Source organism: Methylorubrum rhodinum (genome assembly GCF_014199935.1).
Lineage (GTDB): Bacteria > Pseudomonadota > Alphaproteobacteria > Rhizobiales > Beijerinckiaceae > Methylobacterium > Methylobacterium rhodinum.
Window position 1 is genome coordinate 1 of sequence record NZ_JACHOP010000038.1, and the last position, 24,267, is coordinate 24,267.

27 protein-coding genes are annotated in these 24,267 nt (G+C 69.6%); 11 read left to right on the forward strand and 16 right to left on the reverse strand.

Annotated features, from left to right (window positions below; all coding sequences use genetic code 11):
* Positions 1 to 254 precede the first annotated feature (254 nt).
* Together HNR00_RS24320 and HNR00_RS24325 are read left to right on the forward strand one after the other, a co-directional pair.
* Positions 255 to 1,652, forward strand: a complete 1,398-nt coding sequence (locus tag HNR00_RS24320; protein ID WP_312886116.1) for an MATE family efflux transporter — start codon at positions 255 to 257, stop codon at positions 1,650 to 1,652.
* Between the two features lie 72 nt (positions 1,653 to 1,724).
* Positions 1,725 to 2,072, forward strand: coding sequence for a DUF3140 domain-containing protein (locus HNR00_RS24325; protein ID WP_183573944.1), 348 nt, complete (start codon positions 1,725 to 1,727; stop codon positions 2,070 to 2,072).
* A gap of 241 nt (positions 2,073 to 2,313) precedes the next feature.
* Here HNR00_RS24325 and mtnA read toward each other — a convergent pair whose 3' ends face one another.
* On the reverse strand, positions 2,314 to 3,405 hold the full coding sequence (mtnA, locus tag HNR00_RS24330; protein ID WP_183573946.1) for an S-methyl-5-thioribose-1-phosphate isomerase: 1,092 nt from the start codon (positions 3,403 to 3,405) through the stop codon (positions 2,314 to 2,316).
* Positions 3,406 to 3,643: 238 nt separating this feature from the next.
* Here mtnA and HNR00_RS24335 point away from each other — a divergent pair, with 238 nt between their 5' ends.
* Positions 3,644 to 3,958 carry a DUF2853 family protein gene (locus HNR00_RS24335; protein WP_183573948.1) on the forward strand — a complete coding sequence of 105 codons (315 nt, stop codon included), beginning with the start codon at positions 3,644 to 3,646 and terminating at the stop codon, positions 3,956 to 3,958.
* Positions 3,959 to 3,963: 5 nt separating this feature from the next.
* Here the strand turns inward: HNR00_RS24335 and HNR00_RS24340 are convergent, their stop codons facing one another.
* The 7 genes from HNR00_RS24340 to HNR00_RS24370 form a co-directional block, all read right to left on the reverse strand.
* Complete coding sequence (locus HNR00_RS24340; protein WP_183573950.1) at positions 3,964 to 4,110, reverse strand: type II toxin-antitoxin system HicA family toxin; 147 nt, start codon at positions 4,108 to 4,110, stop codon at positions 3,964 to 3,966.
* A gap of 117 nt (positions 4,111 to 4,227) precedes the next feature.
* Positions 4,228 to 4,455 (reverse strand): DUF1902 domain-containing protein, encoded by a 228-nt coding sequence (locus tag HNR00_RS24345; RefSeq protein ID WP_183573952.1) that lies wholly within the window; start codon positions 4,453 to 4,455, stop codon positions 4,228 to 4,230.
* 199 nt (positions 4,456 to 4,654) lie between these two features.
* Positions 4,655 to 4,858 (reverse strand): DUF1902 domain-containing protein, encoded by a 204-nt coding sequence (locus HNR00_RS24350; RefSeq protein ID WP_183573954.1) that lies wholly within the window; start codon positions 4,856 to 4,858, stop codon positions 4,655 to 4,657.
* Between the two features lie 70 nt (positions 4,859 to 4,928).
* The gene (serA, locus tag HNR00_RS24355; protein WP_183573956.1) at positions 4,929 to 6,521 is read right to left on the reverse strand and encodes a phosphoglycerate dehydrogenase; all 1,593 of its coding nucleotides are present in this window, start codon (positions 6,519 to 6,521) and stop codon (positions 4,929 to 4,931) included.
* Between the two features lie 364 nt (positions 6,522 to 6,885).
* Positions 6,886 to 8,061, reverse strand: a complete 1,176-nt coding sequence (locus tag HNR00_RS24360; RefSeq protein ID WP_183573958.1) for a phosphoserine transaminase — start codon at positions 8,059 to 8,061, stop codon at positions 6,886 to 6,888.
* Positions 8,062 to 8,233: 172 nt separating this feature from the next.
* On the reverse strand, positions 8,234 to 8,956 hold the full coding sequence (gene trmD, locus HNR00_RS24365; RefSeq protein WP_183573960.1) for a tRNA (guanosine(37)-N1)-methyltransferase TrmD: 723 nt from the start codon (positions 8,954 to 8,956) through the stop codon (positions 8,234 to 8,236).
* A 326-nt stretch (positions 8,957 to 9,282) separates the two neighbouring features.
* Positions 9,283 to 9,513 (reverse strand): hypothetical protein, encoded by a 231-nt coding sequence (locus HNR00_RS24370; protein ID WP_183573962.1) that lies wholly within the window; start codon positions 9,511 to 9,513, stop codon positions 9,283 to 9,285.
* Between the two features lie 89 nt (positions 9,514 to 9,602).
* Between HNR00_RS24370 and HNR00_RS24375 the strand changes: the two genes are divergently transcribed.
* Positions 9,603 to 10,334 (forward strand): class I SAM-dependent methyltransferase, encoded by a 732-nt coding sequence (locus HNR00_RS24375; RefSeq protein WP_183573964.1) that lies wholly within the window; start codon positions 9,603 to 9,605, stop codon positions 10,332 to 10,334.
* On the opposite strand, the gene rimM is transcribed toward HNR00_RS24375, so the two are convergent.
* From rimM to HNR00_RS24400, 5 genes are all read right to left on the reverse strand, one after another.
* Positions 10,335 to 11,006: a ribosome maturation factor RimM gene (gene rimM, locus HNR00_RS24380; protein ID WP_183573966.1), complete on the reverse strand. Its 672-nt coding sequence runs from the start codon at positions 11,004 to 11,006 to the stop codon at positions 10,335 to 10,337.
* 215 nt (positions 11,007 to 11,221) lie between these two features.
* Positions 11,222 to 11,584, reverse strand: a complete 363-nt coding sequence (gene rpsP / locus HNR00_RS24385; RefSeq protein WP_183573969.1) for a 30S ribosomal protein S16 — start codon at positions 11,582 to 11,584, stop codon at positions 11,222 to 11,224.
* On the reverse strand, positions 11,584 to 11,919 hold the full coding sequence (locus tag HNR00_RS24390) for a chorismate mutase (RefSeq protein ID WP_183573971.1): 336 nt from the start codon (positions 11,917 to 11,919) through the stop codon (positions 11,584 to 11,586). The genes rpsP and HNR00_RS24390 overlap by 1 nt, the downstream gene beginning before the upstream one ends.
* Complete coding sequence (gene ffh / locus HNR00_RS24395; protein WP_183573973.1) at positions 11,916 to 13,490, reverse strand: signal recognition particle protein; 1,575 nt, start codon at positions 13,488 to 13,490, stop codon at positions 11,916 to 11,918. The genes HNR00_RS24390 and ffh overlap by 4 nt, the downstream gene beginning before the upstream one ends.
* A 19-nt stretch (positions 13,491 to 13,509) precedes the next feature.
* Positions 13,510 to 13,731, reverse strand: a complete 222-nt coding sequence (locus HNR00_RS24400) for an eL24 family ribosomal protein (RefSeq protein WP_183573975.1) — start codon at positions 13,729 to 13,731, stop codon at positions 13,510 to 13,512.
* 432 nt (positions 13,732 to 14,163) lie between these two features.
* Between HNR00_RS24400 and HNR00_RS24405 the strand changes: the two genes are divergently transcribed.
* The 6 genes from HNR00_RS24405 to HNR00_RS24430 all read left to right on the forward strand — a co-directional run bounded on the left by HNR00_RS24405 (position 14,164) and on the right by HNR00_RS24430 (position 19,968).
* On the forward strand, positions 14,164 to 14,673 hold the full coding sequence (locus HNR00_RS24405; protein ID WP_183573977.1) for a hypothetical protein: 510 nt from the start codon (positions 14,164 to 14,166) through the stop codon (positions 14,671 to 14,673).
* 367 nt (positions 14,674 to 15,040) lie between these two features.
* The gene (locus HNR00_RS24410; RefSeq protein WP_183573979.1) at positions 15,041 to 15,535 is read left to right on the forward strand and encodes a hypothetical protein; all 495 of its coding nucleotides are present in this window, start codon (positions 15,041 to 15,043) and stop codon (positions 15,533 to 15,535) included.
* Between the two features lie 90 nt (positions 15,536 to 15,625).
* On the forward strand, positions 15,626 to 16,708 hold the full coding sequence (locus tag HNR00_RS24415; protein ID WP_183573981.1) for a Rieske 2Fe-2S domain-containing protein: 1,083 nt from the start codon (positions 15,626 to 15,628) through the stop codon (positions 16,706 to 16,708).
* A gap of 95 nt (positions 16,709 to 16,803) precedes the next feature.
* Positions 16,804 to 17,010, forward strand: a complete 207-nt coding sequence (locus tag HNR00_RS24420; protein WP_183573984.1) for a hypothetical protein — start codon at positions 16,804 to 16,806, stop codon at positions 17,008 to 17,010.
* 74 nt (positions 17,011 to 17,084) lie between these two features.
* Positions 17,085 to 18,146, forward strand: coding sequence for an MBL fold metallo-hydrolase (locus tag HNR00_RS24425; protein ID WP_183573986.1), 1,062 nt, complete (start codon positions 17,085 to 17,087; stop codon positions 18,144 to 18,146).
* A 139-nt stretch (positions 18,147 to 18,285) separates the two neighbouring features.
* Positions 18,286 to 19,968, forward strand: coding sequence for a methyl-accepting chemotaxis protein (locus tag HNR00_RS24430; protein WP_281383353.1), 1,683 nt, complete (start codon positions 18,286 to 18,288; stop codon positions 19,966 to 19,968).
* Between the two features lie 19 nt (positions 19,969 to 19,987).
* Here the strand turns inward: HNR00_RS24430 and HNR00_RS24435 are convergent, their stop codons facing one another.
* Complete coding sequence (locus tag HNR00_RS24435; protein ID WP_183573990.1) at positions 19,988 to 20,878, reverse strand: LysR family transcriptional regulator; 891 nt, start codon at positions 20,876 to 20,878, stop codon at positions 19,988 to 19,990.
* 115 nt (positions 20,879 to 20,993) lie between these two features.
* Here HNR00_RS24435 and HNR00_RS24440 point away from each other — a divergent pair, with 115 nt between their 5' ends.
* Positions 20,994 to 21,437, forward strand: a complete 444-nt coding sequence (locus HNR00_RS24440) for a DMT family transporter (RefSeq protein WP_183573992.1) — start codon at positions 20,994 to 20,996, stop codon at positions 21,435 to 21,437.
* Here the strand turns inward: HNR00_RS24440 and HNR00_RS24445 are convergent.
* Positions 21,434 to 22,234: an EamA family transporter gene (locus HNR00_RS24445; protein ID WP_183573994.1), complete on the reverse strand. Its 801-nt coding sequence runs from the start codon at positions 22,232 to 22,234 to the stop codon at positions 21,434 to 21,436. The genes HNR00_RS24440 and HNR00_RS24445 overlap by 4 nt on opposite strands.
* Before the next feature lie 65 nt (positions 22,235 to 22,299).
* Positions 22,300 to 23,613, reverse strand: a complete 1,314-nt coding sequence (gene hslU / locus HNR00_RS24450; protein WP_183573996.1) for an ATP-dependent protease ATPase subunit HslU — start codon at positions 23,611 to 23,613, stop codon at positions 22,300 to 22,302.
* Between the last annotated feature and the right edge of the window lie 654 nt (positions 23,614 to 24,267).

Below are 24,267 nucleotides of genomic sequence, written 5' to 3' on the forward strand. Positions count from 1 at the left end.
CATGGACGGCCTCCTCGCTTGAGATCTGCAACGACCTCAATCTGGCACACACGATGCCGTCGGGGGCCGTCCACCCCATCACGACTGGCCGCGACATTGTGCTGGGACCCCGCATCACGGGTGGATTCTCCGGGTTCGGCTACGCGGCTTCGGAATGAGGGCTCTGGCTGGCTGGAATACCGAGCCCGCCCACCCGAAAGGCCGCGCTGGCCATCCGTTCCAACCGACATCGAAATGAAACAGGCATCGATACCGTGATCCGTGCGACCGGCTTCACCGAGACGGCCCTACCTCCGGCCTCGCCCTGGCGCGACGAGGTGCGAGCGACGATGCGCCTGTCCGCGCCGCTCGTCCTCATCAACCTCGCCCAGCACGGGCTCGTCGCCTCGAACGCGGTCCTGCTCGGCCGGCTCGGGGCCGAGCCGGTGGCGGCGGGCGCGCTCGCCACCAGCCTCTACCTGCTGCTGTTCATCGGCGGCATCGGGCTGACCTCCGCCGTCGCCCCGCTGGTGGCCGAGGCCGCGGGCGGCGGCCGGGCCGGCGACGAGGGCGAGGGCGAGGTGCGCCGCACGGTACGGGCCGGTTTGTGGCTCGGCGGCCTGCTCGGCGCGGTGCTGATGCCGCTCCTGTGGCACACCGAGGCGCTGCTCGCGCCGCTCGGCCTGGACCCGGCCGTGCTGCGCGAGGCCGGCGCCTACATGCGGGTGCTGCAATGGTGGATGCTCCCCGCGCTCGCGTTCATGGTGCTGAAAGGCGCGCTCGCCGCGCTCCAGAGGCCGGGGCCGCCGCTCACCGTCAGTCTCGCCGCGCTGCCGCTCAACATCGCGCTCGGCGCCTTCTTCGCCTTCGGCCCGCCGACTCTCGGCATCGTCGGCGTGGCGCTCGGCACGGTGATTACCGAGTTCCTGGCGCTTGCCGCGCTGGTCATCGTCATCGGTCGCGATCGGACCTTGCGGCGGCATCGGATGTTCGCCCGGCTGTGGCAGTTCGACGGCGAAAAACTGGGCCGGATCGTGCGGGTCGGCGCGCCGATGGGTGTGGCGGGCGTGGCCGAGGCCGGCTTGTTCGAGGCGGCGACGGTGGCGATGGGCACCTTCGGCACGGTGCCGCTCGCCGCCCACGCGGTGACGCTGCAGATCGCCGCGACCTGCTTCATGGTGCCGAACGGCATCGGGCAGGCCGCCACCGTGCGGGTCGGGCGGGCGCTCGGCGCGGGCGATGCCGCGGGCTTACGCCGGGCCGGCGCGGTGGCGATCGGGCTCGGGCTGGCCTTCATGCTGGCCTGCGCGGCCCTGCAACTCGCCGTGCCGCGCACGCTGATCGGTCTGTTCCTCGATGCCGACGCGCCGGGCGCCGCCGCGGTGATGCCCGTCGCCGTCGGCTTCCTCGCCTTCTCGGCCCTGTTCGCTGTGTCGGACGGGGTGCAGTCGGTGGCGCTCGGCGCCTTGCGCGGCCTGCAGGACACGACAGTCCCGATGGTGATCGCGCTGACCGGTTACTGGGGCATCGGCGTGCCGCTCGGCGCGGCGCTGGCCTGGGGCGCGGGCTGGGGTGGGCAGGGCATCTGGGCCGGCTTCTGCGCCGGCCTGCTCGCCGTCTCGATCCTGCTCGTGGCCCGCTGGCTGCGGTTGAGCGCCCATCACCGCGTCTGAATCGCGCAGCCCCGAACCGCCCGCGCGCGCGCCGGTTCAGACCCCGACGAAGAACGGGAGCGGCAGGGCGCAATGGCGGCGAGCGACGACCACGCGGCAATCTACGAGGAGTTCAAAGAGGCCGTGAACATGACGGCCTCGGCGCTGGAAAAATTCCTGGAAAGCGACGAGAGCCGATCCGTCGGCCAGAAGAAGGACGGCGGCGAGGCGACCGGCCACCGGGAGGGCCGCCGCATCGTCGAGACCCTGCACAAGAAGAAGGCCGACCTGACCGACGACGACTACGTCCACATGAAGAAGGTCGTCGGCTACGTGAACCGCCACCTCAAGCAGGGTGGCCCGGACGACAAGGATAAGGTGAAGGATTCGCCCTGGCGGCTCTCGTTGATGAACTGGGGCCACGACCCCCTGAAGGATTGATTTTTCTTACGGGGCGCGTCGGTCATTCCGCACGCGGCGACGCGACCGAACACTCGTACCGTCATTGCGAGGCCGAGCCGAAGCAATCCAGCGCTCCGCATTGTCCGGGTAGGACGCGTCGTCGCAAACGCGTTGTGGAGCGCCGCGCCTCTTCTTGAAACCTCGCGCCCTGGATCGCTTCGGCTCCGCCTCGCAACGAAGGCGTGGGGCGGAGGCCGCGGCGATCAGCCGGAAGCGTGCATCAAGCCGCCCGCCGCCGCTCCGGATAGAGTCCTGCCAATCCCTCGTGGCTGGCCGCGCACACCCCGCGCTCGGTGATGATGCCGGTCACGAGCCGCGCCGGCGTCACGTCGAAGGCCGGGTTGGCCACCGGGCTGCCGGGCGAGACCACCTGCACCGTGGCAAAACCCCCGTCCTCGGTCCGCCCCGTCAGATGCGTGACCTCGCGGGCGTCGCGCTCCTCGATTGGGATGTCGCGCACGCCGTCGTCCAGCGTCCAATCGATGGTCGAGAACGGGAGCGCCGCGTAGAACGGCACGCGGTTGTCGAAAGCCGCGAGCGCCTTCAGGTAGGTGCCGATCTTGTTGCACACGTCGCCGGACGCCGTGGTGCGGTCCGAGCCGACGATGCAGACATCGACCGCGCGATGCTGCATCAGGTGCCCGCCCGCGTTGTCGGCGATGACGGTGTGGGGCACGCCGTGGGCGTTGAGTTCGAAGGCGGTGAGCGCCGCGCCCTGATTGCGGGGGCGCGTCTCGTCGACGTAAACGTGGACCGGCACGCCGGCATCGTGCGCCACGTAGATCGGCGCCAGAGCGGTGCCCCAATCGACCGTGGCGAGCCAGCCCGCGTTGCAATGGGTCAGCACGTTGACCGTGCCGCTCTTCTTCGCGGCGATCTCGGCGAGGATTTTTGCGCCGTGCTCGCCGATGGAACGGCAGCTTTCCACGTCTTCGTCGGCGATCCGGGCCGCCTCCGCGAACGCGGTTTTTTCTCGCTCCGCCTCCGGGGCCCGGTGTAGCACGGCGGCCGCGCGGTCGAGGGCCCAGCGCAGGTTGATCGCGGTCGGGCGCGTGGCGGCGAGCGTCGCGCAGGCGCGCTCGATCCCGGCCTCGCTCGCATCCGCCCGCATCGCCAGTGCCAGCCCGTAGGCGGCCGTGACGCCGATCAGCGGCGCGCCGCGCACCACCATGGTGCGGATCGCCACCGCCGCGTCGTCGAGGCTCGCCAGCCGCTTCAGCTCGAACGCGAAGGGCAGGCGCGTCTGGTCGATGACCGTCACGGCGTCGCCGTCGGGGAAGATGGTGCGGTAGGGCTGCCCGTCGATCTTCATGATTTGCCTCTCGCACGAAGCGATCTGCGAGGCCAGCCCCACGGGATCGTGACGTGTCACGCCACCGTCATCGACTGTCTTCGCCGCGGTTTCGCCCCGGCCGACACAGCATCCGACTGTGGAACGCACGACGTGTTGACCCGCCGGGACATGACAGCGACCCGATAATGCGCATTGTTGACGGTGCCGCTGCTCGAGGAAGGCTCGCGCCCCGCGGCGCTGTGACGGAGGCCCCGCGATGTCCGCGCATCTCGACGACGTGAAGAAATACGCCAAGAACCCGGTCAACGAGGCCGCGGTCGCGAGCCTGGAGAAGACCTACCGGCTGGTCCTGTCGAAGCCCGACACCCGCTACGTCGCCTGCTCCGACAAGGCCGAGCTGGAGACCGTGCGCAAGAACTTTTTGGAGAAGAAGCTCGGCTTGAGCGGTGACGATCTCGACGCCTCGATCAAGAGCGTCTGCGAGACCATGAAGGCGACGCGCTCGAAGTCGCGGCTGACGTTCTACTACCTGCTCGCCGAGCATCACGGGAAGCTCGATACGTTCGCGTGAGCGTTTCAAAATTCCTTCGGCGATTCCGCCTGCTCGAGGACACCATTGGCCGCGTGCCGTGACTTATGGGCGAGATCGCCGCGTTCGCTGCGCCAGAATCCGAAGCCGTTCTGGCGCAGGAGTTTTTTGAGAGCGGGTATGACGTCCGTCACGCCTCCGGTCTCTGGCAAATCCGCTGTCCTTTCGAGGATGACACGGAAGCGCTTTCAGGTGCGAGTTCAGAACACTTTTGTTCGTGGTTAACGAAAGCGTCCGAACTGCAGAACAGATCAAGCAGCCTTGACCCGTACGCGGTCATACGCGTAGGCGATCAGATCGACCTCGATATCGGCCGTCGTCTCGACCTCCAGCAAATCCTGGATCATCCCCGGCAGCTTTCGCCGCAGTGCGTCCAGCGTCTCGGCTTCGGTGACGAGTCCGGGCACGTCCGATTCGCGCACGAACCAGACGCCGGCTTCGTCGTCCCAGGCGCAGCGGATGACCACGTGCCGGTTCATCGGGAAACACTCATCATGACCGGGCGAGGATGACCGCGCGCCGGTTGCCGCGCAATTCCTCCCACCGTCATTCCGGGGCGCCGTAGGCGAACCCGGAATCGACGACGGGCCGCGACGGCTCGTGAAGCCGCGCATCACGAGTGGATTCCGGGTTCCGCTGCGCGGCCCCGGAATGACGGCAGAGTCTTTTTTGAGAATATCAGCGCGGCACCCGCTCGATGAACACGTCGATCGCCGCATCCGGTGCAAGACCGAGGCGGTCCCGGATCAGGCCGGGGAGGCGGCACATCAGATCCTGCATCGTCGGAGCTTCGCCGACGAGGCCGGGCACGGCCGAGTCGCGCACCACGTAGAGGCCCGAGGCCTGGTCCCAGCCGCAGCGGACGGTGATCGGTCGGCTCATGGTCGGCTCCTCTTCGGTCGCGGGGAGGGGGGACGACGCGGCGGTCTCCGCGTCGTCGTCGGGCGTCGGCTCAGAAGTGGACGGGTCGGACACGCTTCACCTGCGGGATCGCGGCGATGGCCTCCAGCACCTGCGCCGAGACCGGCGCATCCACCGCCACGAAGGCGATGGCGTTGCCGCCTTCCTCCTCGCGGCCGAGATTGAACGTGCCGATGTTCACGCCCGCCTCGCCCAGAACCGTGCCGAGCCGGCCGATGAAACCCGGCTTGTCGTGGTTGCGCACGTAGAGCATGTGCGGGGCGAACGCCGCGTCGATGTCGATGCCGCGAATCTCGATGACGCGCGGCTTGCCGTCGTGGAACACGGTGCCGGCGGCGTCGCGCGGCATGTCCTCGGCATCGACCGTGATGCGCACCACCGATTCGTAGTCGCTGGCCCCGCCCTCGCGCTTGATCTCGTCCACAACGATGCCGCGCTCCCGCGCGATGACGGGGGCCGAGACCATGTTGACGTCCTGCAGGATCGGCCGGAGCACGCCGGTCACCGCCGCGGAGGTGAGCGCCCGGGTGTTCATGCCGGCCACCGCGCCCTCGTAGGTGATGCGGATGCCCTTGATCGGCGCCTCGGTGAGCTGACCGAGGAACGAGCCGAGCTTTTCGCACAGAGCCACGAACGGCTTGAGCCTGGGCGCCTCCTCGGCCGAGATCGAGGGGAAGTTGATCGCGTTGGTGATGGCGCCGTTGACGAGATAGTCGGCCATCTGCTCGGCGACCTGCAGGGCCACGTTCTCCTGCGCCTCCGAGGTCGAGGCGCCGAGATGGGGCGTGCAGACCACGTTGGGGTGGCCGAACAGCGGATTCTCGGTGGCCGGCTCGGTAACGAACACGTCGAAGGCCGCGCCCGCGACATGGCCGGAATCGAGCAACGCGCGGAGCGCCGCCTCATCGACGAGGCCGCCGCGAGCGCAATTGACGATGCGCACGCCGGGTTTGGTCTTGGCGAGGTTTTCCGCCGAGAGGATGTTGCGGGTTCGGTCGGTCATCGGCACGTGCAAGGTGATGACGTCGGCGCGTGCGAGCAGCGCGTCGAGTTCCACCTTCTCGACGCCGAGTTCGACGGCCCGCTCGGGCGACAGGAAGGGATCGTAGGCCGCGACCTTCAGCTTCAGGCCGATGGCCCGCTCGGCGACGATGGCGCCGATATTGCCACAGCCGATCACGCCGAGCGTCTTGCCCGTCAGCTCGACGCCCATGAAGCGGTTCTTCTCCCACTTGCCGGCCTGCGTCGAGGCATCCGCTTGCGGGATCTGGCGGGCCAGCGCGAACATCATCGCGATGGCGTGCTCGGCGGTGGTGATCGAGTTGCCGAACGGCGTGTTCATCACGATCACGCCCTTGGCGGTCGCGGCGGGCACATCGACGTTGTCGACGCCGATGCCGGCCCGGCCGATGACCTTGAGGTTGGGGGCCTCGGCCAAGAGCTTGCCCGTCACCTTGGTGGCGGAGCGGATGGCGAGGCCGTCATACTGGCCGATGACGCGGGCCAGCGCCTCCTTGTCCTTGCCGAGGTTAGGCTGGAAATCGACCGCGATGCCGCGATCCTTGAAGATCTGCACGGCGGCGTCGGAGAGGGCGTCGGAGATGAGGACTTTGGGAGCGGGCATGGGAGCCTCCGGCTCTTGGCGTTCCTCGCAGAATTCCCGTTAAGGCCGGCTTCGCTTCAAGCACGGCCGTGCGGCGAGCGTTCTGTCGGAAACGCGAATGGGAAGGGGCGAGCGGGTTCGCCCCTCCCCCCAACGGAGCTCGGGCTTGCCCGAGATCCGTATCCGCTTGCCCAAGTCGGGCAGGCCCGACTTGGGTGGGGGAGGGTGCCTGCGGAGCAGGCGGGAGAGGGGGCGACGCTTCCGGAGGATTCGCGTCGAACGCGGCCAAGCAGAAGCGTGGTTCCCCTCACCCGACCCCCTTCGGGGGCCACCCTCTCCCGCGGAGGGGAGAGGGGTTTGCGTTGGAATCGTAGCGCTTGAGGCCTCAGGCCGCGGCGGCGGCGAGCGCCGCCTTCTCCTGGGCGTAGGCCCAGTCGAGCCACGGCGTCAGCGCCTCGAGGTCCGAGGCCTCGACGGTGGCGCCGCACCAGATCCGCAGGCCCGCGGGGGCGTCGCGGTAGGCGCCGAAGTCGAACGCGACCCCTTCCTTCTCGAGGCGCGAGACGATGCCGGCGGCGACCTTCTTCACCACGGCGTCGCCCTTGGCGAGTATGTCCGGGTCGGCGATCACGAGGCAGACGCCCGTGTTCGAGTAGGTCGTCGGATCGACGGCGAGGTGGCCGATCCAGGGCGTGCGGGCCACCCAGTCGTGGATCACCCGCGCGTTGGCGTCGGCCCGCGCGAGCAGCGCCGGCAGGCCGCCGATCGATTCGCCCCATTTCAGGGTGTCGATGTAATCCTCGACCGCCAGCATGGAGGGCGTGTTGATCGTGTCGCCCTTGAAGATGCCCTCGATCAGCTTGCCGCCCTTGGTGAGGCGAAACACCTTCGGGATCGGCCAGGCCGGCTTGTGGCTCTCCAGGCGCGCGACGGCGCGCGGCGAGAGGATCAGCATGCCGTGCGCGGCCTCGCCGCCCATCACCTTCTGCCAGGAATAGGTGACGACATCGAGCTTGTCCCACGGCAGCGCCATGGCGAAGGCCGCCGAGGTCGCGTCGCAGATCGTGACGCCGTCGCGGTCGTCGGCGATCCAGTCGCCGTGCGGAATCCTCACGCCGGCGGTGGTGCCGTTCCACGTGAAGACGACGTCGTTGTTCTTGGTGTCGATCGCGTCGAGGGCGGGCAGGACGCCGTGCTCGGTGGTGCGCAGGATCGGATCGATCCTGAGTTCCTTGAGCGCGTCGGTGACCCACTCGGCGCCGAAGGAATCCCAGGCCATGACTTCGACGGTCTTGGGGCCCAGCATCGACCACATCGCCATCTCGACGGCGCCGGTGTCGGAGCCGGGGACGATGCCGATGCGGTAATCGGCCGGGACTTGGAGAACCTCGCGGGTCAGCGCGATGGCTTCCGCCAGCTTCGCCTTGCCGGCGGCCGAACGGTGCGAGCGGCCGAGAACCGCGCTGGAGAGAGCGTCGAGGGTCCAGCCGGGGCGCTTGGTCGTGGGGCCGGACGAGAAGTAAGGCACGCGCGGACGCGCGGCGGGCTTTTGAGCCGTCATGTCATCCATCCTTCCAGATGATCGCCTCCCGTTGGGGGGAGGTGTCCCGCCGCCGGGAATGACCGATCTCGGGCCGCAACGCAAGCGGTGTTTTTCAGATTTGACGTGGTGTGTCGCGGCGGCGACAGGTCGAATGACAGTTCCGGCAAGATGTTCTTAAGAGATTATTCTTCTATCGCTCGTCGTCCCGCAGAAGGTCGGGCCGGCGCGCGCGGGTGAGCGTTCGGCTGCGTTCGTCCCGCCAGCGGGCAATCTGCCCGTGGTTGCCGCCCATCAGCACGTCGGGGATCGCGCGCCCCTCCCAGTCGCGGGGCCTCGTGTAGTGCGGGTATTCGAGGAGGCCGCCCTCGAAACTCTCCTCGACGCCGGAGGCGGGCTTGCCCATCACGCCGGGCAGCAGACGCACGCAGGCGTCGATGAGGACCAGCGCGGCGATCTCGCCGCCGGACAGCACGTAATCGCCGATCGACACCTCTTCGAGGCCGCGCCCCTCGATCACCCGCTCGTCCACCCCCTCGAACCGGCCGCAGACGATGACGGCGCCGGGCCCTCCGGCCAACGCCCGCACCCGTCCTTGCGTCAGCGGCCTGCCCCGCGGCGACATGAGCAGGCGGGGGCGGGGATCGCTTGTCGGCGACGCCGCGTCGATGGCCGCCCCGAGTACGTCGCAGCGCAGCACCATCCCGGCCCCGCCGCCGGCCGGCGTGTCGTCGACGTTGCGATGGCGGCCGAGGCCGTGCGCGCGGATGTTGCGCGCCTCCAGTTCCCAGGCGCCGCGATCGAGCGCATCGCCCGACAACGATAGCCCGAGCGGGCCGGGAAACATCTCGGGGTAGAGGGTCAGCACGGTCGCCCGCCAGGGTGAGGCCGTGTCGGTGTCAGCGCCGTCGCTCATGCCGCTTGATGGCGGGGGAGGCCGGGGCGGTCAATCGCGGGGGTACGAAGGGGATCGTCGTGTGCACCCGCGTATCCCATCCAACCCCCTCATCCTGACGCGCTCGCCTTGGGGGTCTCGAAGGAGGGCTCCGGGGATCGCGCGATACGGTGGAGCCCTCCTTCGAGGCTGCGCTTCGCTTCGCACCTCAGGATGAGGGGCTTGGTGGAATGAACCGGTCGAACCGCTTCGGCCGGAACGGTCGTGCCCCTTCCGGCCCCGTCGCGCTCTGGATCGCTTCGGCTCCGCTTCGCGACGACGGGTTTGGGTTTTCTGGGGGCCTGCGCTCAGCGGCGGGCCCTCGGCGCCCGGTGCCGCGACGGGCGCGATGTTCTCGGTCGCCGTTCGATGCGCCGCTCAGGCTCGTCCGGGCTCGCTGCGGGCGGCTCCCCGCCGCGCCTCATCGTGCCGAACGGGTCGGGCGATCCGAGCGGGATGCCGACCGTGGCGCCCGGCATGGCGAGCGCCGCCGAGCCGGTGTGGGCGAGCGCCAGGATAAGGACGGTGAGGCTTCGCATGGCCTCACGCTAACCCGATCCGAGGCAGGCCGTCTCCGGCCAGCCTGTCGCGGGGCGGCACGATCCGGGCCGCCGCGGGTTGTCCGCGGATGATCCGCTCCACCGTCCTCGCCCTCCTGCTCATGACGCTGCCGGCCGCCGCCGCCGAGCCGCTCGCTCCGCCCGGCGCCGATGCGAAACAATTCCCGAAGCCGGATCGGCCGGTGGCCGAGATCGTCGCGGCGCAATGGGCCAGCGAGAAGGAGCGCGACCGGGCCGACGAGGTCGGACAGGTGGCCCGCCTGATGCGGATCGGGCCGGGGCAGACGGTCGGCGATATCGGCGCGGGCAACGGCTACTACGTGATGCGGTTGAGCCCGGGGGTCGGGCCGCAGGGGCGTATCCTCGCCCAGGACATCACGCCGGACTACCTGGCCGATCTGGAGAAGCGGGTGGCCGAGAAGGGACTGGCGAACGTCACCGTGGTGCGGGGCGAATCGCACGATCCGCGCCTGCCGCCGGGCTCGCTCGATGCGGCCGTGCTGGTTCACATGTACCACGAGATCGACCAGCCCTTCGGCCTGTTGTGGAACCTCGCCGCGATGATGAAGCCGGGCGGCAAGGTCGGGATCGTCGATACCGACGCGATCCCCTCGCGCCACGGCACGCCCCCAAAACTCCTGCGCTGCGAATTGTCCGCGGTCGGCTATCGCGAGCTGTCGATGACGACGCTCAAGGGCGGCGTCGGCTATCTCGCGGTGTTCGAGGCGCCCGCCCCGGACAAGCGACCCGATCCCGCCGGCATCCGCCCGTGCCGGGACGAGGAAACGCGTAAACGCTGATCAGCCCGGATCGTCCGCGGGCTTGGGACCGGGCGGCGCGAAGAAGTCGTCCGGCGGCACCACGGTGATGCGCTTGGCCGCGATGTCGAGGTTCGGCACGAAGGCTTTGGTGAAGGGGAGCAGCGCACTCGGTCCCCCGGCCTCGGGCTTGATCTCCAGGAGGTCGCCACCGCCGTAATTCGGCACGGCGATCACGGTGCCGACCAGTTTACCCTCGGCATCCAAAGCGGTCAGCCCGATCAGATCGGTCAGGAAGAACTCGTCCTCGTCCGCCGCCGCGCCGAGGCGGTCGCGGGCGACCGCGAGGGTGAGGCGGTTGAGCGCCTCGACACTGGTGCGGTCACCGATGCCCTTCACCCGCACGATCAGCAGATCGGACGATCCGCCGGGCGCCGGTCGGGCGTCTTCCAGTTCCACCGTGCGGCCGTCGGGCAAACGTAGGGGGCCGTAGCCCGCGATGGCGGTCGGCTCGCCGGTATAGGATTTGAGGCGCACCTCGCCGTGCAGGCCGTGCGGACGGCCGAATTCGCCGAGCGTGACGAGGTCGGGATCGGGGGAGGCGGGCGGGGCCGGCTTGGCCTGCGCGGGCTTGCGTGCGGAGGTGACGGCCTTGGCCCCCAACGGCTCGGGCCGCGCGGGTCCGCGGAAGGAGGAGCCGGGACGGCGGGCCATGCGGGATGCCTCGACAAGAAGACCGCGAGAATAACCCTCCCCCCTCTGCGGGGGAGGGTGGCCCCTGCGTCAGCAGGGGTCGGGAGAGGGGAGCGACGATGCAAACGTAGCCGCGAACTTCATGAGGGCCGAGCCGTCGCTTGAAGCGTCGCTCCCCTCTCCCGCCTGCTCCGCAGGCACCCTCCCCCGCGGAGGGGGGAGGGTAGGGGTGTGCTTTACGCCGCAGCGTCCTCGGCCGGGGCGGCGGCCTTCTCGGCACGCTTGGCGGCGCGCTCCTTGGCCTTGTCGCCCGGCTCGGCCTTCTGCGGGTTGTTGCGGGCGGGGCGCTTGGCGAGGCCGGCGGCGTCGAGGAAGCGCAGGACGCGGTCGGTCGGCTGCGCGCCCTTGGCGAGCCAGGACTGGATCTTCTCGTTGTCGAGTACGATGCGGGCCGGATCGTCCTTGGCCTTCATCGGGTCGTAGGCGCCGACCTTGTCGATGAAGCGGCCGTCGCGCGGGGCGCGGGCATCGGCGACGACGATGCGGTAGTAGGGGCGCTTCTTGGCGCCGCCGCGGGTGAGGCGGATCTTGAGGGACATCAGTCGTTCCTTTCGGGGTCTTGCGTAAGATCGACGCTCTGGGCGATCGTCTGGTGATGCCGGATGACTTCCTTGACCACGAAGGCCAGGAACTTCTCGGCGAAATCGGGGTCGAGCTTGGCCTCGACCGCGAGGTTTCTCAGGCGTTTGACCTGACGCGCCTCCCGGTCCGGATCGGAGGGAGGCAGGCCCTTGCGGGCCTTCAGCTCGCCGACCCGCTGCGTGCAGCGGAAGCGCTCGGCGAGCAGATGGATCAGCGCCGCATCGAAGTTGTCGATGCTGTCGCGCAGGCGCGCGAGTTCGGGGTCGACCCCCTGCGCGGACAGGATGCTCATTTCTTCTTGCCCGGCAGGAAGCCGCCGAGACCCGGCAGCTTGGGTCCGCCGAGCCCCGGCAGCCCCGGCATCTTGCCGCCGCCCATGCCACCACCCATGCCCGGGGGCATCGGCGGGAGCTTGCCGCCGAACTGCTTCTCGATCTGCGCGATCTGCTCCGGCGTGGGCTCGGGCATGCCCGGCGGCAGGCCCATTCCCCCGGGCATCCCACCCGGCATGCCGCCGCCCAGCCCGAACATGTTGCCGAGCGCCGCGCCGATGCCGCCGCGCTTGCCCGATCCCATCGCCTTCATCATGTCGGCCATGGTCCGGTGCATCTTGAGGAGCTTGTTGATCTCCTCGACCTTGACCCCGGCACCCGCCGCGATGCGCTTCTTGCGGGAATTCTTGAGGAGGTCGGGGTTCTTGCGCTCCTGCGCCGTCATCGAGGAGATGATCGCGCGCTGGCGCTTGAACATCTTCTCGTCGAGGTTGGCGCCCTCGACCTGCTTCTTGATCTGGCCCATGCCGGGCAGCATGCCCATCAGGCCGCCGATACCGCCCATCTTCTCCATCTGGGCGAGCTGCATCGACAGGTCTTCGAGGTCGAACTTGCCCTTCCGCATCTTCTCGGCGGTACGAAGGGCCTGCTCGTGATCGATGGTCTCGGCCGCCTTCTCGACCAGCGAGACGATGTCGCCCATGCCGAGGATGCGGTTGGCCACGCGCTGCGGATGGAACTCCTCCAGCGCATCGACCTTCTCGCCGACGCCGACGAGCTTGATCGGCTTGCCCGTGACCGCGCGCATGGAGAGCGCCGCGCCGCCGCGGGAATCGCCGTCCATGCGGGTCAGCACGATGCCGGTGACGCCGAGCCGCGTGTCGAAGGCCCGCGCCGTGTTGACGGCGTCCTGGCCGGTGAGCGCGTCGGCCACCAGCAGGGTCTCGTGCGGGTTGGTGGCCGCCTTCACCTCGGCGGCCTCGTTCATCAGGCCCTCGTCGACCGTGGTGCGGCCGGCGGTGTCGAGCATCACCACGTCGAAGCCGCCGAGCCGCGCGGCTTCCATGGCCCGCCGGGCGATCTGCACCGCCGACTGGCCGGCGACGATCGGCAGGCTCTCGACCTCGACCTGCTTGGCGAGCACCGCCAACTGCTCCATCGCCGCCGGGCGGCGGGTGTCTAGCGAGGCCAGCAGGACGCGGCGCTTGTCGCGGCTGGCGAGGCGCCGGGCGATCTTGGCGGTGGTGGTGGTCTTACCCGAACCCTGCAGGCCGACCATCAGGATGGCGACGGGGGCGGGCGCGTTGAGATCGATGATGCCGGCATCGGTGCCGAGCATGGTGATGAGCTCGTCGTTGACGATCTTCACCACCATCTGGCCGGGCGTCACCGACTTGAGCACGACGGCGCCGACCGCCTTCTCGCGCACCTTGTCGGTGAAGTCGCGCACGACTTCGAGCGCCACGTCCGCCTCCAGCAGGGCGCGGCGCACCTCGCGCATCGCGGCGGTGACGTCGGCCTCCGTCAGCGCGCCGCGGCGCGTCAGCCCGGAGAGGATGCCGGAAAGGCGGTCGGAAAGGCCTTCGAACATGCGTCGCGATCAGCCCGTGCTACTGGTGAAGGCCGGCATTGGCCACGCGGCGGGCGCGCAACGCGTCCTCGAACGCCGCGACTGCGCGGGCGAACTTGTCCCGGCACTCGGCGTTGCAGAACCCGACCACGGCGCCGTTGTACAGCGTCAGCGCCTCGGGCACGATCGGCTTGCCCGACCAGGGGCAGAGATCGTTGACCGCATCCTCGATGCGCAGCGTCGGATCTTTGGCGGGCGCCATGGGCGGACTCGCAAGAGTTGCGTCTCCGAACACTCCTCAAGGAGATGTTCGTTTCCCGAACATCCGGCGACAACGAAAAACGCGCCCGAGGGCGCGGACGCGCTGTCGGGCGTTGACCTCCGGCCTCTCGGGCCGGTCGGCGGCTCTTCGTGACGTTCGAACGTCGAAATGAAGTTCGGGCGGATAGGCGCGATGGGAGGCCAAGTCAATCCCGGCGAGCGAGAGGCGAGGGCAATCGCGCGAAGCGAAAGCCTGAGCCCGCGGAGGCGGGCGCCGGCGATTGAGAGGCCAACCAAGAAGGTCAGGGCAATCGCTTCGGGCGATGGCCCTCACCCGGACGAGGGCCGTTTGCGAAGGCGTAACCTTTACTGATCGTTAAGCATAATCGGTCCAGATGGGCTCAGCACCGCAGGAGGTGCCGAGGACTTCCCGATGTCGGAACCCGCGCGACAGACTCCGTCCCACGACTCCGCCATCCGCACGCCTGGCACCGCCGCGCCCCTGCGCGACTGGCTCGCCGCCATGCGTGCCGCCGCCGGCGAGACCCGCGCCGCGGAGCCCGCCTCCGCCGAACCCGCCCTGCGCCCCCGCGTCGTCGAGCCGGCCCCGGCCGAGCCGGCCCCGGAAGCGCGTGCCCCGTCGCCCGACAAGATCGGCACCGCCTGGGCGCCCCGCCTCGTCACCGCCGCCAAGGCCGGTGAGGAGACCGACGACGAACTCGCCGAGATCATGGCCGAGAACATGATGCTCAAGGCCAAGCTGCGCTTGGAAGCCGAGCGCCGCGACGAGATTCAGATCATCCTGGCAGCCGAGCTGCGCGAGCTGCGCGCCCACATTGCCGAGGAGGTCGGCAAGATGGAGGACCTCCGGGCCGAGCGCGACCTGTGGCGCGCCCGCTGCGAGGCTTTGGCCTCGCCCCTGTTCCAGATCGGCCAGCGCTGAGCCGCACGCTCCATTCCGAAAAAGCGAAGGGCCGCTCCCCGGCGAGGGAGCGGCCCTTCCATTGTCGAACCGGTCGGCCCGACGAAACCTGTCGTGGTCCCGCGAATGCGTCAGGCGCAGACGAGGGAGGTAACGGTCCAGGTCGTGGTCGTCGGCGACGGCTGATGACAATGAGACACTGGATCACCTCCTTTCGTTCGTTGCTGGGAGCCCCAAGGTAGGGACGTTCTTCGGAGTCCGATAGCCCCCCCGGGGATGTGTCCGCTGCGTTGTCTCGCCGCGGTGCATCATAATCCTGAATGCTGCAATTGCACGCTGAGAACGCACAGGTGTGCCGATTGCAACCTTCTTGCTTTGAGTTGTAGCAGTGTTTGTTCAGATTATTAAAGCAGTTTGGCTGTGCGTTAGATATCTAACAGCTTATATTGTGGCGCTTGTGGTTGGGATGTCGATCGCAGGCGCTCCGATCTTCGGTCTGTCTGCGCCATTCGTTGCCGCGGTCGTGTTGATAGGTTTTCCGCAATTGTTTCATTTGACCGGAGCATTTTGGCTTTACTACTCGTTGTTACCTTCATTTTTCGCAATCATTGCCGCCGATCGACTCGGACTGATCATCTATCAACGACGTTATGGCAGAAGAGTCTTTCTCTCGCTGGTCGGTGGAGTGATAGGTGGCACGACGTCGACAACGATGCTCGCTTATTTTCTAAGCGCCAACGGATTTCCATCTTTTTCCTATGATACGATCTCCGACTATTTCGTGGTTTCGCTCTCTGGAGTTCCTGCCGGAATGTTGCTCGGCGCGCTGATGGCGGCACCCAAGGCAGGTCTCATTCGATCAAGGCAGTGTACGGGCCGCTGACCATGGTTCATGGTCTTTGCCCGACTTGGCGCTGACACGGCCCGTCCCCAGTGCCTAAAAAGCGCCATCGCCAGCATCGATGGCCTGCTCATGCATCCCGCCGCCGCCCCGCGCGCCTCCGACGAGAGCCTTGATCCGAAGGCGATGCGCGAACCGCTGCCCAACGCGTGGTACTGCGTCGGCCGGACCGCGAGCGTCGCGGGCGAGAAAATGCGGGCGGTGGCGCTCAACGGCGAGCAGGTGGTGCTCGGCCGGGGACGTGACGGCGCGCTGTTCGCGTTGCGCGACCGCTGCCCCCATCGCGGCATGGCCTTGTCGAAGGGGAAGTTCGACGGCGACACGCTGATGTGCCCGTTCCACGGCTGGCGCTTTTCCACCGACGGGCGCTGCCGCGACGTGCCGACCTTGTCCTCGCACGACGCCTCCGACTTCTCGCGCATCGCGGTCCAGCGCTTCCCGATCCGCGAGAGCGCGGGCTTCCTCTGGGTCAACCCGCATCTCGGCCCCTCCGACCCGGCCGCCGTGCCGGAGGTGCCCGAACTCGGATTCACGCCCGCGGGCAGCCTCGTGGTGGAGTTGGAGGTCGAGGCCTCGTTCGACCTGACGACGCTGAGCCTCGTCGATCCCGGCCACGTCGCCTTCGTCCACGATTCGTGGTGGTTCCGCCCCTCGAAGGAGCTGCGGGAGAAGGTGAAGACTTTTCAGCCGGTGCCGCACGGCTTCGTCATGACGAGCCACGCGACGACCAAAAGTTCGCCGGTCTATCGGCTCCTCGGTGGCGTGCCCGAGGTCGAGATCGAGTTCCGCCTACCGGGCGTGCGGCTGGAGCGGATCGCGGCGGGCGAGAAGCGCGTGGCGAACTACACCTTCGCGACGCCGCTCTCGGCCAACCGGACGATGCTGACCAATGCGCTCTACTGGAGCATGCCGGCCCTCAACCTGTTGAAGCCGCTCGCCCGCCCGCTGATGCGCCAGTTCCTGACCCAGGATCAGCAGGTGCTCCAGCACGCCCAAGCCGGGCTCGACCGCAAGCCGACCATGGTCCTGCTCGGCCAGGGCGACCTGCCCTCGCAATGGTATTTCCGCCTGAAGCGCGAGGTGCTGGAAGCCGCCCGCGAGGGTCGCCCCTTCGAGAACCCGCTGACCCGGCAGGAACTGCGCTGGCGCTCGTGAGGCGCGACGTCGGGTCCTGAAACTTTTGCCTCCCTCGTCCCGTACGGCGGCTGCGGCGCGTGACCCTGCCGCGTCTGGGCGAGGGAACAGCTCGCGTGCCGAGTCCGCACTACGTCGTCCGCCGCAGCCGCTCCGGCCGCTTCAACTTCACCCTCCTGTCCGAGCACGGCCGCATCAGCGGCGTGGTGGTGGTCCCGACCGAGAAGCTGTCGCGCGAGGAGATCGAGCGCAGCGCACGGGCGAAGATCCAGGCGCTCGCGGCCTCACTGGTCGCGGCCGTGGGCGCGCCGCCGGAGGCATGAGATGACGCTCGGCGAACACCGGTGAGGCCCCGCGCCGCGCTTGATTGCGGCCGCGCCCGGACCATCTCGGCCGTATGAAGAAGCGTGGCCTGCTCACGGTCGCCAGTGCGGCCACGGTGATGACGCTGGGCGGCGTCGGCTATGCCGCGCGGCGGCGCGGCAGCAACCCCTACTACCAGGGGCCGAAGAGCGACCATTTCGACGGGCTGCGCTTCCACACCCCGAACCAGCCGCCCGACAAGAACCTCTCGGACGTCGCCCGTTGGCGGATGAACGGGCGGCCCGAGGCGTGGCCCCGAAGCTTCCCGAGCCCGTTCCCGCCGGACAAGCCGCCCCGGCGCGTCGAGGGCTTGCGGGTCGTTCTGATTGGGCATGCGAGCTACCTGTTCCAGGTGGCGGGCCGCAACATTCTGGTCGACCCGGTCTTTTCCCGCCGCGCGAGCCCGGTGCGCTTCGCGGGTCCGAAGCGCGTCAACCCGCCGGGCATCGTCTACGGCGACCTGCCGCCGATCGATGCGGTGCTGATCACCCACAACCATTACGACCATCTCGACGGGCCGAGCATGGCCCGGCTCTGGCAGGACCATCAGCCGCTGATCGTCGCGCCGCTGGGCAACGACGCGATCCTGCGCGGCTACGACGACACCATGCATGTCGAGACCCGCGACTGGGGCGGCTCGGTCGATCTCGGCGCGGGCATCACCGCCCACCTGACCCCGGCCAACCACTGGTCGGCCCGCGGCGTGAACGACCGGCGCATGGCGCTGTGGTGCGCGTACCTCCTCACTTCGCCGCGGGGCGTGCACTACCATGTCGGCGACACGGGCCTCGGCGACGGCGCGATCTTCCGCGACATCCGCGCTCGCTTCGGGGTCCCGCGACTCGCGACGCTGCCGATCGGCGCCTACGAGCCGCGCTGGTTCATGCAGCCCCAGCACATGAATCCCGCCGACGCCGTCGAGGCTCTGGGCCTGCTCGGCGCCGAACAGGCGCTCGGCCATCACTGGGGCACCTTCCGCCTCACCGACGAGGGCATCGAGCAGCCGGTGGAGGCCCTCGCGGCGGCGTTGACCGAGGCCGGTCTGCCGCCGGAACGTTTCCCGGCCCTGCGGCCCGGTCGAGTCTGGGAAGGGTAAGGTTCGCGTCGCCGCGAGTGCCGCGAAGATTGAAAGTTGCGCCTGCGACCTCTCGGTTAACGGGGTGCTAAGCCACGTCACGCATGATTGCGGTGACGTCCCCACAATCCTCGGCCCCGCGATGCTCCGAATCAAGACATTGACTGCCAAGGTCATCGCGCTGGCCGTGATCGCGGTCAGCCTCACCTCCGGCGCCTTCTGGCTCGCGGCGAGCCACGAGATCTGGACGGAACTGGAGGCGCGGCAGGCGGAGGAGGGACGGCTGCACATCGCCACCCTGGCCCGGGTCTTCGCCGAGACGAACGGCGGGGCCGAACTCCGCTTCGACGGCCGGACCCTGGCCACGGCCCAGGCGCCGGACCTGTCCGGCCTCTCCGACCTCTCCATCGTCGACCGCACCGTCGCCTATGTCGGCGGCAACGCCACCGTCTTCGCCTACGACGGCACCCGCGACGCCTTCGTGCGGCGCATCACCAACGTGAAGAAGGAGAACGGCGAGCGCGCCGTCGGCACGGTGCTCGCAGCCGACCATCCGGCGCAGGCCAAGCTCCGGCGGGGCGAGACCTATGCCGGACCGGCCGACCTGTTCGGGCGCCGCTTCTTCACCGTCTACCATCCGACGCTCGACGCGGCCGGCAAGGTCAACGGCATCCTCTATGTCGGCATCGGAATCGAGCGCTACCACGATCTCTACTGGGGGGCGATGACCTCCATGGGCGGCATCGCCGCCTTGGTCGCCCTCCTGTCCTCCGTCGGTGCGGGACTCGTCGCGGTGCGGCTGTTCCGTCCGCTGACGGGGATCGCGGCCCGCACCGAGCGGCTGGCCCAGGGCGACCTCGACAGCCCGATCTACCACACCGAGCGCGCCGACGAGATCGGCGCCGTCGCCCGCGCCCTGAACGGGCTCGTCGCGACGAGCCGCTGGGCCCGCGACCTGGAATCCGAGCAGCGGGACGCCGCCCACGAGGAGAGCCGCCGCCGCACCCATCTCGACGGCGAAATCGCGCGCTTCCGCAGCGAGGCCGGCCGCAGCATGGCCGATGTCCGCGAACGGGCGCGAGCCCTGGGCGAGCGGGCCGGCGCCATGTCGGACCTGTCGCGTCGGGCGGAGAGCGGCGTCGGCAGCGCGTCCTCCGGCTTCCACGACACCGCGCTCCACGTCCAGGCGGTGGCGAGCGCGGCCGAGGAGCTGACCGCCTCGATCGCCGAGATCTCGGTGCGCATCGAGGCCGCCCGGTGCGAGGTCGAGGGCGCCGCGGGCGAAGCCCGGGCGACCGACGGCGGCATCCGCGAACTCGCCGGCAGCGTCCAGCGGATCGGCGACGTCGTCGGCCTGATCCGGGCGATCGCCGAGCAGACCAATCTCCTGGCGCTCAACGCCACGATCGAGGCCGCCCGCGCGGGCGAGGCCGGCCGCGGCTTCGCGGTGGTCGCCTCCGAGGTCAAGGAACTCGCCGGCCAGACCGCCAAGGCCACCGAGGAGATCGCCGGCCAGATCGGGCAGGTGCAGCAGGCGACCGATGCCGCCGTGGCGGCGATCCGGCGAATGTCGGAGCGGATGGGCGTCATCAGCGGCACCACCGGGGAACTCGCCGCCTCGGTCTCGGCGCAGGGCGCGGCGACGGGCGAGATCTCGCGCAACGCTGCCGACAACGCCGCGGCCGCCGTCGCCATCAGCGCGGCGCTCTCCGCCATCACCGAAGCCGCCCGCCGCGCCGCCGGCACGGCGGGCGAGGTCGAGGGCGCGGCCGGCTCGGTGGCGGATTCCGCCCAGGCCCTGGAGGCGCGGATCGACACGTTCCTGCGGGCGGTCGCGGCCTGAGCGCCGCTTTTCCCGCGCATCAGTCAAGCAGGGCGTCGCGCTCCGCCTGGAGGTGTCGCACCAGCCTCTCCGTCAGCCGGCCCGGTGGACGGGCGCCGGGCAGGAGCAGCATCGTCTCGATCGCGAGCGCGGGCCGGAACGGCCGCAGCACGATCGGCAGGCCGGACAGTTCGCGGGCGGGCACCGGATCGACGATGGTGACGCCGAGTCCCTCCGCGACGAGACCGCACCGGGCCGCCGTGAACTGCGCCGTCAGGACGAAGCGCGGCGCGACGCCCTCCGCGGCGAAGGCCGCCTCGATCGCCTGCTGGAACGGGCCGGGGCCGCCGGAAATCATCGGTGCGTCCGCGAGATCGACCGGTGAGACGCTGCGCTTCCCCGCCAGTCGATGCCCCCGCGGCAGGGCGCAGACCGCCGCCATCGTCAGAAACGGCTCGGCCGACACGCCCGCATAGCCGAGGCGGGGCCGGGCGAGGCCGATATCGCACTGGCCCGAGGCCGCCCAGGACCAGATCGTGTCCGGGCTCGGGACGTGGACCGAGACCTGAACGCCCGGCACCTCCGCGTCGAGCCGCCGGATCGCCCGCGGCAGGAGGCGCACGGCGAGGGAGGGCTGGCAGGCGATCCGCAGGGCGCCGGTTCCGCGCTCGGCGATGCGGTGGGCCGCCCGCGTCAGGTGATCGAGGCCGGCATACGTCTGCGCGACCTCGCGGGCGAAGGCCTCGCCCTCCTCGGTCGGCAGGGCCGCGCCGTGGCCGCGCACGAACAGCGCGAAGCCGAGTTCGGCCTCAAGCCCCGCAATGGCCCGGCTCACATGCGGCTGGCCGATGCCCAAAGCCTCGGCCGCCCGCGTCATGCCGCCGTGCCGGATCACCGCCCGGAAGAGATCGAGATGGGCCGGATTGATCATGCCCGATCCGCATGGATTCTTCGGATTGCGGCATTTGACGGCATGAGGGCGGGGTGATTGTCAATGAGAGGCGACGGTGCGGCGAACCTCGCCATCCCGCGACAAGGCCCTGGCCATGCTCCTCCTCGTTCTGTCCGCCCTCGCGGTGCTCTCCGGCATCAGCGTCGTCACGCAGCAAATTCTCAACGCCAACCTGCGCAGCGCCCTGTCCTCGGCGGTCTGGTCGGGTTTCGCGAGCTACGTCGTCGGCCTCGCCTGCATGGCGGTCTTCGCGCTCGCCCTGCGCGAGCCGCCGCCGGGCATGGGCGTGCTGCGTCAGGTGCCGTGGTGGGCCTGGAGCGGGGGGCTGTTCGGCGCGATCTTCATCGGGCTCGCCATCCTGCTCGTGCCGCAGCTCGGGGCGGCGACCTTCGTCGCGCTGGTCGTGGCCGGGCAGATGCTCGCCTCCGCCGGCTTCGACCATTTCGGCGGGCTGGGCCTCGAACAGCGCCCGCTCGACGCGACGCGGCTCGTCGGCATCGCCCTGCTCATCGGCGGCGTCGTGCTGATCCGGCGTTAAGTCCTGCGGCGCGCGCTCGCCGTCATGCCGATGGAGGCGGCGCTGACGCAGAGGATCGCGAACCATTGCAGCGGACTCGGCACCTCGCCCAGCAGCGGCATGGCGGCGAGCGCGGCGATGGCCGGTTCCAGGCTCATCAGGATGCCGAAGGCCGGGCGCGGCATCCGGGTCAGCGCGAACATCTCCAGCGAGTAGGGCAGGGCGCTCGACAGCACAGCCACGGCCAGCCCCGCCGCGAGGGTCGCGGGCACGAGCAGGTCGGCGCCCGCCTGCGCGATCCCGACCGGCGCGACGAGCACGGCCGCCACCGTCATCCCGAGCGCCACCGCCGCCGGCCCGCCGGCCCGGCCCGCCGCCTGCCCGAACACGATGTAGAGCGCCCAGCATCCGCCCGCCGCGAGCGCCAGCGCGGCGCCCAGCGGATCGACGCCGGAGGCGTCGCCGAGCGGCAGCAGCAGGGCGAGGCCGAGAACGGCGAGCCCGATCCAGGCGAAGTCCGCCGGACGCCGCGAACCCCACAACGCCACGGCGAGCGGCCCGGCGAACTCGATCGCCACCGCGATCCCGAGCGGCACGGTGCGCAGCGACAGGTAGAACAGCAGGTTCATCAGCCCGAGCGCTCCGCCGTAGAGCGCGACCGCCCCCAGGTCTCGCATCGAGAGGCTGCGCCGCCACGGCCGCCGGAGCGCGAGCAGGATCAGCGCGGCGAAGCCGACGCGCAGGGTCGTCGTCCCGGCCGGCCCGATCGCCGGAAAGAGCTGCTTGGCGAAGGCGGCGCCGGACTGGATCGACACCATCGCGGCGACGAGCGCCGCGATGGGCAGCAGGAGGCTCTCGGTCCCCTGCGGTTTGGACGGCCGGGTCAGAGGATGAAGCGGCTCAGATCCGCGTTGGCCGCCAGATCCTCGACGCGGTCGCGCACATAGGCCGCGTCGATCCGCACCGTCTCGCCGGAGCGGTCGGTGGCGGTGAAGGAGATGTCGTCGATCACCCGCTCCAGCACGGTCTGTAGCCGGCGGGCGCCGATGTTCTCGACCGAGCCGTTCACCTCGACCGCCACGCGGGCGAGCGCATCGACGGAATCCTCGGTGAAGTCGAGGGTGACGCCTTCGGTCTCCATCAGTGCCACCGTCTGCTTGAGCAGACTCGCCTCGGTCGCGGTGAGGATCTGCTTGAAATCCTCGACGGTGAGCGGCTGCAGCTCGACGCGGATCGGCAGGCGGCCCTGCAATTCCGGCAGCAGGTCGGACGGCTTCGAGACGTGGAAGGCGCCGGACGCGATGAACAGGATGTGGTCGGTCTTCACCGGCCCGTGCTTCGTCGCCACCGTGGTGCCCTCGATCAGCGGCAGCAGGTCGCGCTGAACGCCCTCGCGGGAGACGTCGGCGCCGGAGCGGCCCTCGCGGGCGCAGATCTTGTCGATCTCGTCGAGGAAGACGATGCCGTTGTCCTCGACCTCGCGCACGGCCTCGCGGATCAGCGCGTCGTCATCGACGAGCTTGTCCGATTCCTCGGCGATCAGCGGCGCGTAGGCGTCGGCCACGCTCATCCGCCGCGGCTTGCCGCGCTGGCCGCCCAGCGCCTTGCCGAGCATATCGTTGAGGTTGATCGCCCCCATGGAGGCGCCGGGCATGCCCGGAATCTCGAACATCGGCATGCCCTGCCCACCGCTCGGCGCGAGTTCGATCTCGACTTCCTTGTCGTCGAGTTCGCTCGCCCGCAGCTTCCTGCGGAAGCTCTCGCGGGTCGCTTGGCTCGCGGTCGGGCCGACCAGCGCGTCGAGGATGCGGGACTCGGCCGCGGCTTCCGCCTTGGCCTTGACCGCCTTGCGCTTCTCCTCCCGCGTCAGGCCGATGCCGACCTCGACGAGGTCACGCACGATCTGCTCGACGTCGCGGCCGACATAGCCGACCTCGGTGAACTTGGTCGCCTCGATCTTGAGGAACGGCGCGCCCGCGAGCCGGGCGAGACGGCGGGCGATCTCGGTCTTGCCGCAGCCGGTCGGGCCGATCATCAGGATGTTTTTCGGCGCCACCTCCTCGCGCAGCGGGCCTTTCAGCTGCTGGCGCCGCCAGCGGTTGCGCAAGGCGATCGCGACTGCGCGCTTGGCGTCCTTCTGGCCGACGATGAAGCGGTCGAGCTCGGAGACGATCTCGCGGGGGGAGAAGGTGGTCATCGGTTTCCAGGTCTGCGGCGGCGGCTCGGGCGCCGACGGTTTCGATCTATGCGCGCCGGGCGGTGCTTTCCAGCCGGGGGTTTTTTGGGAGCTTCAGAAAGCCCACAACGCCGCCGTCATTCCGGGGCTCGCCGAATGCGAGAACCCGGAATCCAAGACTGGCCGCAACGCATCGTTTAGCGGCGCGTCACGGGTGGATTGCACGCCTCCGGCGCGCCCCTTCGGGTCCGGGTTCCGCTTCGCGGCCCCGGAATTGTCTGTTGGGGCTCTGCTAGAAAGAGGCTGTCCCGCAGCCGCGGGGTGCCTGGTCCGGGTGGCCACCCGGACCAGGCGCGGGGCGCCGACCGTCCCGGAATGGGGCTGCAACGCCCGTCGTCATCCCGGTCGGCGCTCCGCTTCCCTTGCCACGCTTGATGAGTTGCCTGGGCCCCTCCGCCAGCCGGCGCGACGCCCGCAGACAATCGCAAGCCGCATCAGGATAGCCAGCGTGCCGGAGATCGTCACCCCGCCCACCCTCACCCGCTTCATCGGATGCGATGTCGGCAAGGCCACCATCGTCGTCTTCGACAGCCGCGATGGCCGCGTCCGCACCATCGCCAACACGCCCGAGGCGCTCGCCGCCTTCGCGGCCAGTCTGGATGCCGCCTGCCTCGT

Excerpts from the sequence above, each read along its gene's own strand:
- HNR00_RS24325 (WP_183573944.1), top strand. The coding sequence starts at position 1,725 with ATGGCGGCGAGCGACGACCACGCGGCAATCTACGAGGAGTTCAAAGAG.
- mtnA (WP_183573946.1), bottom strand. The coding sequence starts at position 3,405 with ATGAAGATCGACGGGCAGCCCTACCGCACCATCTTCCCCGACGGCGAC.
- HNR00_RS24335 (WP_183573948.1), top strand. The coding sequence starts at position 3,644 with ATGTCCGCGCATCTCGACGACGTGAAGAAATACGCCAAGAACCCGGTC.
- HNR00_RS24345 (WP_183573952.1), bottom strand. The coding sequence starts at position 4,455 with ATGAACCGGCACGTGGTCATCCGCTGCGCCTGGGACGACGAAGCCGGC.
- HNR00_RS24350 (WP_183573954.1), bottom strand. The coding sequence starts at position 4,858 with ATGAGCCGACCGATCACCGTCCGCTGCGGCTGGGACCAGGCCTCGGGC.
- serA (WP_183573956.1), bottom strand. The coding sequence starts at position 6,521 with ATGCCCGCTCCCAAAGTCCTCATCTCCGACGCCCTCTCCGACGCCGCC.
- HNR00_RS24360 (WP_183573958.1), bottom strand. The coding sequence starts at position 8,061 with ATGACGGCTCAAAAGCCCGCCGCGCGTCCGCGCGTGCCTTACTTCTCG.
- trmD (WP_183573960.1), bottom strand. The coding sequence starts at position 8,956 with ATGAGCGACGGCGCTGACACCGACACGGCCTCACCCTGGCGGGCGACC.
- HNR00_RS24370 (WP_183573962.1), bottom strand. The coding sequence starts at position 9,513 with ATGCGAAGCCTCACCGTCCTTATCCTGGCGCTCGCCCACACCGGCTCG.
- HNR00_RS24375 (WP_183573964.1), top strand. The coding sequence starts at position 9,603 with ATGATCCGCTCCACCGTCCTCGCCCTCCTGCTCATGACGCTGCCGGCC.
- rimM (WP_183573966.1), bottom strand. The coding sequence starts at position 11,006 with ATGGCCCGCCGTCCCGGCTCCTCCTTCCGCGGACCCGCGCGGCCCGAG.
- rpsP (WP_183573969.1), bottom strand. The coding sequence starts at position 11,584 with ATGTCCCTCAAGATCCGCCTCACCCGCGGCGGCGCCAAGAAGCGCCCC.
- HNR00_RS24390 (WP_183573971.1), bottom strand. The coding sequence starts at position 11,919 with ATGAGCATCCTGTCCGCGCAGGGGGTCGACCCCGAACTCGCGCGCCTG.
- ffh (WP_183573973.1), bottom strand. The coding sequence starts at position 13,490 with ATGTTCGAAGGCCTTTCCGACCGCCTTTCCGGCATCCTCTCCGGGCTG.
- HNR00_RS24400 (WP_183573975.1), bottom strand. The coding sequence starts at position 13,731 with ATGGCGCCCGCCAAAGATCCGACGCTGCGCATCGAGGATGCGGTCAAC.
- HNR00_RS24405 (WP_183573977.1), top strand. The coding sequence starts at position 14,164 with ATGTCGGAACCCGCGCGACAGACTCCGTCCCACGACTCCGCCATCCGC.
- HNR00_RS24415 (WP_183573981.1), top strand. The coding sequence starts at position 15,626 with ATGCATCCCGCCGCCGCCCCGCGCGCCTCCGACGAGAGCCTTGATCCG.
- HNR00_RS24425 (WP_183573986.1), top strand. The coding sequence starts at position 17,085 with ATGAAGAAGCGTGGCCTGCTCACGGTCGCCAGTGCGGCCACGGTGATG.
- HNR00_RS24435 (WP_183573990.1), bottom strand. The coding sequence starts at position 20,878 with ATGATCAATCCGGCCCATCTCGATCTCTTCCGGGCGGTGATCCGGCAC.
- HNR00_RS24440 (WP_183573992.1), top strand. The coding sequence starts at position 20,994 with ATGCTCCTCCTCGTTCTGTCCGCCCTCGCGGTGCTCTCCGGCATCAGC.
- HNR00_RS24445 (WP_183573994.1), bottom strand. The coding sequence starts at position 22,234 with ATGGTGTCGATCCAGTCCGGCGCCGCCTTCGCCAAGCAGCTCTTTCCG.
- hslU (WP_183573996.1), bottom strand. The coding sequence starts at position 23,613 with ATGACCACCTTCTCCCCCCGCGAGATCGTCTCCGAGCTCGACCGCTTC.